At 42.9% G+C, this 8198-nt stretch carries 5 protein-coding genes and 1 pseudogene; 5 read left to right on the top strand and 1 reads right to left on the bottom strand.

The genetic code is table 11. From position 1 onward, the window contains the following. Nucleotides 1-125: 125 nt before the first annotated feature. Nucleotides 126-949 (bottom strand): annotated as a pseudogene (locus tag LC605_RS29325) (transposase); the annotation flags it as partial. A 208-nt stretch (nucleotides 950-1157) separates the two neighbouring features. Here LC605_RS29325 and LC605_RS33195 point away from each other — a divergent pair. The 5 genes from LC605_RS33195 to LC605_RS29305 all read left to right on the top strand — a co-directional run bounded on the left by LC605_RS33195 (nucleotide 1158) and on the right by LC605_RS29305 (nucleotide 7700). Next, nucleotides 1158-1280: a hypothetical protein gene (locus LC605_RS33195; protein WP_267868706.1), complete on the top strand. Its 123-nt coding sequence runs from the start codon at nucleotides 1158-1160 to the stop codon at nucleotides 1278-1280. 347 nt (nucleotides 1281-1627) lie between these two features. Next, complete coding sequence (locus tag LC605_RS29320; RefSeq protein ID WP_229550961.1) at nucleotides 1628-3052, top strand: hypothetical protein; 1425 nt, start codon at nucleotides 1628-1630, stop codon at nucleotides 3050-3052. Nucleotides 3053-3149: 97 nt separating this feature from the next. Beyond that, nucleotides 3150-4472 (top strand): radical SAM protein, encoded by a 1323-nt coding sequence (locus tag LC605_RS29315; protein WP_229550960.1) that lies wholly within the window; start codon nucleotides 3150-3152, stop codon nucleotides 4470-4472. A gap of 145 nt (nucleotides 4473-4617) precedes the next feature. After that, the gene (locus LC605_RS29310; RefSeq protein ID WP_229550959.1) at nucleotides 4618-6513 is read left to right on the top strand and encodes a ferritin-like domain-containing protein; all 1896 of its coding nucleotides are present in this window, start codon (nucleotides 4618-4620) and stop codon (nucleotides 6511-6513) included. 77 nt (nucleotides 6514-6590) lie between these two features. After that, nucleotides 6591-7700 carry an NAD(P)-binding protein gene (locus LC605_RS29305; protein ID WP_229550958.1) on the top strand — a complete coding sequence of 370 codons (1110 nt, stop codon included), beginning with the start codon at nucleotides 6591-6593 and terminating at the stop codon, nucleotides 7698-7700. Nucleotides 7701-8198: the final 498 nt, after the last annotated feature.

Below are 8198 nucleotides of genomic sequence, written 5' to 3'. Positions count from 1 at the left end.
TATTGAGAATAAGATTCGTGCCACTTTTATTCCTCAAATATCCTTTTATGTATTATTTTATTCTTGTGATTTTCATTTATTACCGTAATAACCGCTTATGACAGTAAGGGGTGCGGAATGTGGGATTTAGTACTTTGGTATCCTTGGGGACAGGTAACTTTTTCGTTATCCCAGTCTATTTGAAAGTTAGAGCTATCAAATCCTTGTTGAGCCTTTGTTTGCCAACTGGGATCTGAACGCACAGGACCAATAATTTCAATATTATACTGAGTCTTACTATTTACTAAATTTTCCGATGTGGGATATCCAGCATCAACTAGATGCTCGTCTGGTAGTAAATATAAGTCTTCAAGGGAAGAGTGGATTGGTTCCACTGCTTGCTCGTCGGTAATTGTAGATAGGGTAACCAGTCAGGTGCTGCAACTACCAAACTATTTAGGGCTAAACGCATTCCTTCCCCTAACGTTTCCAATCGATTGAGAACGCGGATTGCACCTAAAACGTGGGTTGAATCTGTACGCTGTCGGCGATGAGTTTTCAGGAATTCGGCTTCCCTCAACCGGGTTAGTAATATATCTAGTAACTTTTGCTCTGCGCCACCAGTCAGCAATCGAGTACGAAACTCAGAAAGGATTGAATAGTCAAAGCCAGGGTCGGTTAAAGGGAGACTCAATAGATACTTCCAATCAATATGTCCACGTACTGCATCTGCCGCTTGTCTGTCAGATAAATTCTCCATAAATTGCATGATACAAACAAGCGCTAACCGCCAAGGTGCATATGCTGGCTGCCCGTTAGTAGGGAACAGGTCTACAAATGTTTCTGAGTCAAAAATGCTTCCCAAAGTATCCCGGATTTGCATATAAATATTCCCTTTTGGAAAAGATGCGCGTGCCACATCTACTGTTTGTTGAGGTATGTCAGGAATATTTTGGGGTTGCATCAACATGGTAGCAAATTATTCTTTCAGCAGGATTTAATTATCCTATCGCTATGGAAGCAACCAGAATTTGCTTGTAATATTATTTGCCAAAATTGTGAAGAAATATTTCGCCAACAGTGTCAGCTATAGAAGAGTTCTTCGCTCATCCCAGTCCTGGTACAGCGCTAAGGCAGGCGGGGGCTTTCGCTAGTAAGAAAGCTGTAGTTACTGCTTGATGGTCATCGGTCATCGGTCATCGGTCATCGGTCATCGGTCATCGGTCATTAATCATTGGTCATTGGTCATCGGTCATTGGTCATCGGTCAAGCAGAGCGATCGCCGAATCATCAAAAATTAAGACTTTCACAAAAAAGGTAGATTCTACCTTGAGGGGAAAAGAGATGGAACTCGGCTACTTACCCGTTGTCAAAATTTGAATTTGGAATTGCTGATATGGTTTCTGTTTTGGCGGCGACTCTTCCAAACTCAACACTCTGCTCAAATCCACCTGTCAATAGGGTTTGAGACGCGCTAACCCTGCTTATTTTAACTGGTCAATGTATTTGCCATCTTGTTGTATAATCTTTCCTAATCTCAGTTAGCTTCGGCGGGCTACGCCTACGCTAAAAATTTAATTTAAGTACAATGTAACTTTACTTACAAGTAAAACATAATTTCTGCATTGTCTTTTATGAGGAAAATCAAATGATTGAGAAATTATGGCTATATCCACCTTTAGCGATCGCACGTTTGGGACGTTCTCAAACTCCTTGCGATAGCTTTGTTTGGGGTGCAAATGATTTGCGTCCTCGTGGGACTGGTCAAACTACGGTTCAAGGGGTAACTACGTTGCATGTGGCAGAGGATGGGACGGTGACATCTAGCATTCCCACATCGATTCAATTTAAGGATGATGCTGGTTTTCGTCCCGTATGTCCGTTTTTTGAATTGCATGGTGAGTGGAGAACTGAGACTGGTGTAGAAACCGGAGCAATCACACCATTGGTTTTGGCAAGGTTTGGACTAACTGTAAATGATTTGCACTGGAAAGTTGAAGTTGCAAATCTCAAACCCCATCATTACACCTTAGAACAAAGCGATCGCATTACAGCAACGGTGGAAATCAAGGGAAATATTACCCAAAGACAATTACTCTTGGGTATATCTCCCCAAAATACTCCCCATCCCCTCGTGATTGCCGATAAACCTTTACCTCTTGGAAGTGTTCAAATTACCCATCCTAGCGATGAATTTCCGGAAATTCGCTTGCGGTTCACTCCCCCCAAAGGATTAGTATACGCACCAACTAACCTCAAACAACGTCTCAATGGTAGTTCAACAAGCTGGCAAAACTTTGAGTTACCACCTGAACAACTTATTATCAATCCCGATGCTAAATGGTGTGATTTCATACCTACGGCTGATGACCCACGAACCGCTCCCGGTGGATTATATGCTTTTGAGAATGATGAGACACAAAAAAGTTTAGGACTAGTCGATGATATTTGTGATGGTATTATTAGTTGCTCATTAGCTGGAGTTTCCACTGCCAAAGCCAGAATTGTTGTCTCACCACCAGACTTTGCACCCGATCGTAGATCACCAGTTTCCCTTGCCGATGGATTGAGCGATCGCATTAAACGCGATGATGTGCTTGATCCTGCATATGTGGATGATTTGAACCTGACAGCAGCAGAAATTGGTGATTTGCTCGAACGAGTATTGGAAACAATGGAAGCGATGAACCTGGATTTTCAAAACTTACGTGCCCATCGTACCAATCGTGCGATCGCGATCGATGAGAGTGTACCACCAGAAGTTGCTGCCAATAGAGCATTTCCACCAATGGAATCTCTACGCGAACGACCTTTACCATTAACAGAATATGGTCGTCAGCGTCATCGTCGCTTCATCTCCTTAGAGGTATTTGAGGATATGCTGCGCGAACGTCCGGAATTGATATCCAAATGGATTCGCGAACCCATGACCGATGAAAAATATTACGATCGCAAAATGCCTGCTTTGATGCGTGGTTCTGATGCTTACCCGATGCACATTACTCGAAGACAGTATCAATTACTTGTTGCCTGGGCAAATCGTCTGCGTAAAGATGCGGAAGCGGGAACTTAGAATAATTCGCAATACTCCCAGAGCGAGTAGACGCGCAAGCGGATAAAAGTAAGTAGCAAGCTACGCAATATCTATCCTTCGGTCAAACCAAACTGATATGAAACTCCAAACGACCATCAATACTAACTCCGAATATCATCGATTCCCAACCTCTGAAGGGTCGCATATATTCGTTGTAGATGGCAGTCGCATCTACGATTTACCAGTCGAAATGACTGACACAGAAGCACTTGGTTTATTTTCCCCTATACTACCGCGATATATCGACTATCAACCCCTCACACCTCCTGCGATCGCTTCGATTTCCCTCAATGTTGCTCAAGCTTGCAATATGTCCTGTGGCTACTGCTATGCTGATACGGGCAAATTTGGTGGAAAAGCTCGCATGATGAGCTTAGAGGTTGCTAAGGCAAGTGTTGACCGCTTGATTGCTGAATCTGACCCCAATGTTGGATTAGTCATTGGTTATATGGGTGGTGAACCATTGCTGAATCGTGCTGTAGTTCGGGAAACGACGTACTACGCAACAGAGGTCGCGAAAAGAACAGGTCGCCGCATTAGATTCTCAATTACAACCAACGCCACAATGCTGCAACTAGAGGATGTGCAGCTATTTAATGAGTTTCCCTTTACTGTCGCTATAAGTATCGATGGCGACAAGCAACAAAACGATGCTATTCGGCGGATGAATGATGGTTCGAGTAGTTACGATCGCTTGATTGCTGGATTAGATTTATTCAAGCGTTATGGTAAACCTCAGCATCTAGCAGCGCGTGTCACCGTTACTCCCAAAACAGGGGAACTATTGCCAATTCTCAACCATATTTTAAGTTTGGGATTTGATGAAGTCGGATTTGCCGCAGTTTTAGTTTCTCCCGATCCATCACTGACGTTTTCACCGAGTGATTTTGATGTCTTTCTCCAGAACATGCTTGTTTGTGGAGAAAAAGCCTTGCGAGAAATTGCCGCAGGTCGAAGTTATGCATTTGGAAACTTGGAAACTGCATTCAGTGAAATTCATCGTGGCAGTCATCGTCCCTATCCTTGCGGTGCAGGTGCAGCTTATCTGAGCGCGAATGCTGAAGGCAAACTATTTGCTTGTCATCGGTTGATTGATGACCCCGAATTTGCAATGGGAAGCGTGCAAGCAGGTACAAATATCGAGGCAAGGACAGCCCATTTAGCTGCTGCCCATGTGGATTTGATGGAACCTTGTAATGGATGTTGGGCTAGATATCTTTGCGGTGGTGGTTGCTATCACGAGGTCAAGAAACGTGGCAGAGTGGGATGCGATTACATTCGTGGTTGGTTGGACTTCTGTTTGCGTGCGTATATCGAGTTATCGAGTCAACGTCCTGAGTATTTTGTCATGTCGAATCAGGGTGTAGGAATCAGCAGTGCGACGACTTTAGCTGTTTAGGTCGAATGGCACTCAGATAAGTCCAAACTCTTGTGTATTCTCGTTCCCAGGCTCCGGGCTGGGAACCAGTCATGGCAAGGGCTACATTTTAACTTAGTGTCATTCCTGTTTAGGTCTTTTAAATAAAAAGTAGAGGATTGATTATATGAATAATGATGGCAAGATTTTTCCTCGGAATTTAACAGCAAAAGCTGATTATGTTGTGCGGGGGAATCCGACTAATACTCGTTTGGAGAGTGGTGTTGATAATTGCTTTCCGGGATTGGAATTTGACCAGCGAAATCTCGATAAAGGGTTTTTTCCGGGTTTGATTTTTGAATTTCATCGCGATGATGGAGCAATTGTTCGGGAAGTTGCAACTGATGGGATTCCCGCACAAACTGGACTCACACCAAATGATAGTCAAAAGCTGCTGTATTTGACAGCTTTGGTAGGTAAGACGATCGCAACACAAACCGAACCACCAGTTTTTGGGTTTAACAAGCTGACAGGGTTAGAAATTTGGCGACGAGTTCATGATTTGTTACCAGGAAAAATTGCCATAGTTCTTGCTTCTTCGCTAGCTATCAATAATAGATTACTTGAACAGTTGCTCCAAGAGTTGGAGATTGATGACCTCAGCCAATTACCTAATTCCGGGAAAAGTGGTATAAAACGCCGAGATAATGAAATTGTCGCGGTGCTAGTAGGCGATCGCGCTCGTTATTTGGACGATAATGGATTAATTGATACTGATGTTTACCAACCGGGTGATTTAACTCGCAGTTTGTGCGCTCCTTGGCAATACGATTTTCGCGATTGTGGTTGTTTTTACTGGGCTGCTAATAAACCTGATATTGTCACCAGTGCCGATGGAACGCAACCCTACTTAAATTTTCAACGTCGCGATCGCAGTAGTTCCCAACCTCCGGATGTACCACCAAGTCAGGGGAGCTGGAATGGGGTACGACGTGAGCAGGAGCTAGATTATGCTGAACTAATCGAAGGAGCTTGGAATCAACTACCTGTTGTCCTCAACGATAGGGAGTGCGAAACTTTTATACCTCGTCCAGCTCCACCAGATAGTGAGTTAATGACCAGAGAACAAGTAATTGAAGAATTACACTACCTGGCAACGGTCGAACACGCACTCTGTATTGAGTATCTTTATGCACATTATTCCTTAAATGTACCACCGCGTTTACCCGAAACAGGTGCAGATGAACAAACTAAACGCATTTTTGCAGCTGCGAATGAAGTATTTACAATCGCGATCGACGAGATGCGTCACCTACGCTGGGTAAATGAAGCACTCAACTTCTTAAAGCAACCTCCATCCTTGGGACGAGCAGAGATAATTGGACGCATGTTGCGAAAACCATTCCAACTCGAACCTTTAACCCCAGAACAATTAGATTGGTTTATCGAAGTCGAAAAACCCAGTCAAGCAATGGGTGAGGGTGTTGATGGTATGTATGTTCGCTTGCTCACAAGCATCGACAAACAACCCGCACTTTTCCCAGAACGCGATCGCTTAATGCATCTAATCAAACTAATCATCGACGAAGGTAACGACCACTGGCAGCGATTTTTGGCAGTCAAGCAACATTTAGCAGGAATGGAACCAAACTCATATTTGCGTCCCTTACAAGACCCGCAACCAAAGTCAAAATTCATATCGTTACAAAAACTGAGTAATGAAAACTACAACGTCTTGCTGGGAGCATTGCAGGTGAGCTTTTCTTTGGGCGATCGCGCAGGTGGTATTGTCCTGGAACAGTCACGTCGTGCCATGTTCAACATGCACGAGACAAATCATTATTTAGCGAGTTTTGGGGTGCGTCCTAAGTTCACACTCCCCCATCTACAAGCTTTACCGATGAATTTGACATCTGCCCATGCTCACGTAGATACACTGGCATCGAATATGCATGAAGCACTTGCTACTGTGCGTGAGACGGGGAATGAAGCCGAACAAGCTTTAGCCACGCGTCAACTAATAGTCCACGAACAGTTATTTCAGCAAATGCACCAGTTAATTAATGAAGACTTAAATCAATAGTATCAATTCTCACATCTATTCCCAGGTTCTACTTGGGAATAGAGATAGAAAACTCGCATAAATATAATTCAATTCTCATGCAAAAAATATTAATTATTGGTGGTGGTATAGCAGGTTTAACTTGTGCCCATTTACTCACACGTAATGGTTGGGAAGTTGAGATATGGGATAAATTATCCCACTCTTCCCCAACCTTAATTATTAATGATGTAACTCGCTATCTTTTACAAGATATTTGGCAACTGGAAACTGATTTTTGGTATGATTTTCACCTACTTACTTCCCGTCGAGTTGCTTGGGGAAACGATGGAGGGGTTTTAAGCATGGCTGAACCAAATGCGGTTATTAATGGGAACTTATTAAGCAATCGCCTTTGGACGCATTTATTAGAAAAATACCATGATCAAGTTCAGTTTCAGGAATTGTCACTCAGTATCGATAATTTAGGCGATCTCCAGCATGAATTTGCTTGGATTATTGATGCGGGTGGTCGTCAATCGGCGATCGCCCAAAAACTAGGGTCGGGTCATCGTTATGCTTTTGGCGATCGCTGCATACTTTCTCAAGAAGTACAGCTAACTAATTTTGCCCAAGAAGATATCTATTGGATTGAAACAGTCCCAGAAGGTTGGTTGTTTTTAGCTCCTTTAGGTAATAAGAAGGCAATACTTCAAGCTATGGTTCCTCTAATTTTAGGTGAAACTTCAGACCTGTTGGCAATTTTAATCAAACAAACACGATATATTCAGAACTATATCGCCGAATTGTCAGCATCAATCGCTATATTTGCAGCTTTTCCTCAGATTTTGCGACCTTTATCTGGCAATAAACACCTAGCAGTAGGAGATGCAGCTTTTTCTGTAGATCCGATTAGTGGGGATGGCACAGGGTACGCTATGCGAGGAGCAATTCTGGCAACCAGTGTTATAGATGCTATTGCTTCTGGTTTAACCAGTAGTGACTGTCTGCAACACTACACTCTAAGATTAGAAAAAGCTTTTGACGCTCATCTCCAACAATGTCTCGAATACTATCTCAAGGGATTTACCTCCTCACTTTGGCAAAGGGAGATTGAGAGAATGCAAAAAGCACGCAAACTATGGAATCCAACTAAAAATGAGAATTTTACCCATACTTTAAAAGATTTTCAATTAGTCAAATTAGAAAAATCAGGAAAAATCGCATGAAATTACCGCAATTCGAATGTTCTACCCCCCGTGAACGGTTACATGCGATCACAACTAAAAATCTAGGTTTAGTTGAGAATGTAGGTCTGTAATTGAGAACTAAACCGCGATCTCACTTTTTCGCGTTGCTCCCAGTAATTCATAGCCTTAAATGTTGGTTATGTTTTGTCCCTGCTGATGGCCTGAGAAACTTATCAGTGGGGCTTTCATATAACTGTTGCTGATCAATTCCTTTAAGTCTTTGGGCTGACAATTGTTCAACTGTGCTTGGTAAACCCTGGTATTGTGGTAACCTTTTTACTCCAGTCCTGAAATTTCCTCCTTTATTCTTCTCTTTTTAGGTTACCACAGTTAACCAGCAGTTACCATAAAATAGTGTTAAATTACAAACCCGCCTTACCTATTTGGTTGGGGCGGGTCTTCCTTTGCTACTTGTTGTATCTGTTTTAGTTTTTGCCTCAGGAGGCGATTCTCGTCCCTGAGGCGATTAATTCCCCC

It is taken from the genome of Nostoc sp. CHAB 5836, assembly GCF_020829445.1.
Classification (GTDB): Bacteria; Cyanobacteriota; Cyanobacteriia; order Cyanobacteriales; family Nostocaceae; genus Nostoc.
The sequence above is the reverse complement of the archived record's forward strand: the minus strand, read 5'-3'. Positions and strand labels throughout refer to the sequence as shown.